The sequence below is a fragment of the Brenneria populi genome, from assembly GCF_036016195.1.
Taxonomy (GTDB): Bacteria; Pseudomonadota; Gammaproteobacteria; order Enterobacterales; family Enterobacteriaceae; genus Brenneria; species Brenneria populi.
On the sequence record NZ_JAYWTM010000008.1, the window covers coordinates 1 to 3215 of the forward strand.

At 53.8% G+C, this 3215-nt stretch carries 4 protein-coding genes; 2 read left to right on the forward strand and 2 right to left on the reverse strand.

All coding sequences use genetic code 11. The annotated features are described in order from the left end of the window. Positions 1-329 precede the first annotated feature (329 nt). Positions 330-1367, forward strand: a complete 1038-nt coding sequence (locus VSX58_RS11620; protein WP_327618227.1) for a CAP-Gly protein — start codon at positions 330-332, stop codon at positions 1365-1367. Between the two features lie 149 nt (positions 1368-1516). Here VSX58_RS11620 and VSX58_RS11625 read toward each other — a convergent pair whose 3' ends face one another. Further along, positions 1517-1933, reverse strand: a complete 417-nt coding sequence (locus VSX58_RS11625; protein WP_349825808.1) for a helix-turn-helix domain-containing protein — start codon at positions 1931-1933, stop codon at positions 1517-1519. A gap of 68 nt (positions 1934-2001) precedes the next feature. On the opposite strand from VSX58_RS11625, the gene VSX58_RS11630 reads away from it, so the two are divergent. Further along, positions 2002-2493 carry a DUF2938 domain-containing protein gene (locus tag VSX58_RS11630; RefSeq protein WP_327618228.1) on the forward strand — a complete coding sequence of 164 codons (492 nt, stop codon included), beginning with the start codon at positions 2002-2004 and terminating at the stop codon, positions 2491-2493. A gap of 364 nt (positions 2494-2857) precedes the next feature. Here VSX58_RS11630 and vapC read toward each other — a convergent pair. Then, positions 2858-3215: tRNA(fMet)-specific endonuclease VapC (vapC, locus tag VSX58_RS11635; RefSeq protein ID WP_327618229.1), on the reverse strand; the 358-nt coding region annotated here is incomplete at its 5' end.

Consider the following 3215-nt stretch of genomic DNA (forward strand, 5'->3'; position numbering starts at 1 on the left):
GATGAGTATACACCGCCGTTATGCCGCGTAAGGTTATTCCATCACGCTCGGTATTTATATTAATCAATATAATTATTCCCATGCGGTTTTATTAATTCATGCGACTATTTTAACATGGAAATAAAAATCAAATTTCACGGTGTAAATGATTTTATATAATGATTTTTATATAAAAATATATTATCCATCGACTGTTTTGACGGCGTTTTTTCACTCCCGTTATTCCTCATCCTATTTTTAAATTATGGCTATACTTTAGGTGATTTAATGTTTGTTATTTCACAACATGCCGACTATTTCACATAGACGGCATCAAAGGAGTTTTGGCTATGAGCGTTATAAATGAACCGTACGCGGTGAAAAAAATATCATGGGGGAGCATTATCGGCGGTGTGATAACGACACTGGCGGTCTCATTGCTGCTGTCTACGCTTGGCACCAGTCTGGGATTCTCGATTGTCGATCCGCTCTCCGATAAGCCGGTTAACGGCGTTGGCACCACCGTTCTGATCTGGTCGGCGGTTTCCATCATCGTCAGCCTGGCCGCGGGGGCGTTTATTGCCGGCCGGCTGGCGGCGCTGGACGGCCTGATTCACGGTTTCCTCGTTTGGGCTACGGCGCTTATCGTTGCCGCCGTTCTCGGCACCGCTTTGCTGGGCGGCGCAATGAAAGCCACCGGCAGCGCGCTGGGCTCGGTGGCGTCGTTGACCGGCAACGCCATCACCGGCGTCGGCTCCACCGTCGGCGGCGGTTTGCAAGGGCTGGCCGATATGGGGGGACAGGCATGGGATCAGCTTAACCTGGACACGAAGCTGCAGCCGGAGAAGGTGAGCAACGACGTCGCGGCGGCGCTGCGTAAAAGCAATATCGCATCGCTGCAGCCGGACTATATGCAAACGCAGTTGGAAGGCGCCAAAGCGGAAATTGGCGCGGCGGTAAAAGCGATTGCGGTTAATCCGCAAAACAGCGACGAAATTATTCAGTCCCTGACCGATAAGCTGAAACAACGGGGCGAAGCGTTATCGAAAGATGTCGATCGCGACAGTCTGACCAAAGCGCTGTCTGAAAACACCAACATGACGCAGGAAGAGGTCAATAAAATCGTCGATAACCTGATCGAAGCCAGAAACCAGACCGTTCAGGTGGTCAATCAACGCCTGAATGACGTTGAAGCCAAGATCGAACAGGCCAAACAGCAATATACCGAACTGAAACAGAAAGCCCGTGAAGAAGCGGCAGCCGCTGCCTCCGCGCTGGCTCATGCCGCGCTGTGGACATTCTTCGCCCTGCTGATCGGCGCGGTTGTCAGCGCGCTGGCCGGGTGCTGGGGAGTTAAAACCGGCAATAAAAACTCCAGCGCCAGGTGATACTGTCCGCTCCCGTTGCGGGCCTATATCAAAATCCGTGATACGACCAAGGGCAATGGGAAACATTGCCCTGTAAGACCACATCAGACGCGTCCCGTTCCCCTTATGTATTCCAATCTGGTGTTGATACGGCGGGGGATTTTCCGTTCTCAGCGGGGCGTCACTCGCCGCCGCTCGCTCCGGGTTGCGGCCTTGAGCATCTTTTGAAAAGAGGGACACTCCAGGTGATTGGCGTACGGGCAGTCCGCGGCATGCTGCAATCCGTCACGCACGGCCGCCAGACGTTGGATCGTGTCGTTTATTTCCCTGGCTTTCTCCGCCAGCCTGTCTCGGTCTGGCAGCGGTTTTCCCGTCGGGTCAAACATGCCGGCGATCTCCTTGAGTGAAAATCCCGCCCGTTTCCCCAGCGCGATCAGGGCCAACTGCTGCAATACGCCGGCCGGATACTGCCGCCGCAGTCCGTGGCGGCCGGTTGGAGAAATCAGCCCCTTGCTTTCATAAAAACGCAGCGTGGCTGGCGTTAATCCCGACGCTCTGGCGACCTGCGCGATATCCAGCGATTTCATGCTTGACCTCAAGTTAACTTCATGTTGCAGAATGCCGTGAGGTTAGCACTGAAACGGAGGGGAATAAAATGATCGACATACCGATACGCCTGCTGCTGGTGGGAATAGGCGCGACGCTGGTGATGGATCTGCGGGCTCTGATTCTGCAACGGCTGTTCGGCGCGTCGTCGCTGGATTATGCGCTGGTCGGCCGCTGGGTAGGCCTGATGCCGAGCGGCCGGTTTCGGCATGCGACGATACACACGGCGGCGCGGGTCAACGGTGAGCGAACGATCGGCTGGTGCGTTCACTACGCGATAGGCGTCCTTTTTGCCGCGCTGCTGGTGCTGTTTACCGGCGTTCAGTGGCTGTATCAGCCGACCTTCCGGCCGGCGCTGGCGATGGGGATTCTGAGCGTCGTCGCCCCGTTCTTTATCATGCAACCCGCGTTGGGCTTCGGGATCGCGGCGGCAAAAACGCCGAAGCCGCAGGCCGCAAGGTTACGCAGCTTTATGACCCATACCACATTCGGCGTGGGCCTATATGTTGCCGCGGTAGTCGCCGACTGGCTGCTGCAGTAAGACGCTGTTTTATGGCCTGGCAGCTTTTATCTGTCGAGTATTAAGCGACATGACGGGGCGTGAATCGTCATTGCATCAGACAATCTCCATCGCCCCTAATATCGACTTGATTTCCACCGTTCTGGGAGGGAGCTCAGCAATGGAAAACTCTTGTGGCATCAATGAATATAACGGGGTTTTGTTGAATTTGGTAGAGTTTGGGGCCCTACAGGATTCGGATTAGCCACGCATCTCTATTGAAATAAAAGGATTTTCACCAGTTCGAAAAACGTAGTGGCCCCCAACATTTCTGGCTGGATTTTTTGCGGGTTATCCGCAGTAGAAGATGGGTTATATCCTGTTTTGGGGGAGGGCGGAATACGGCTTATCGGCTGACCCAGTTTTCCACTCGTAGCCCAGGCACACGCTCAAATTCATGCGCATTGTTCGTTACCAGTATCAAACCTGCTGATCGAGCATGACCCGCTAGCATGGCATCATACGGGCCGATGGGTGTTCCTTGTCTTGCCAGTTCCGCACGAATTTGGCCGGTATGCACTGCGGCGTCAAAACCGTAGTTTTGAACTTCCAGACGCGCAGAAAACCCTTCAATCACGGCAAGATTCTTTTCTGGATTTACCGATTTCTCCGCACCATAGATCAGTTCCATCAGCGTGATAGCACTGATAGCAAACTGTCCGTAATGGCGGTAGAAAGCGTCCTGAAGTGGTTTACTGAATTTG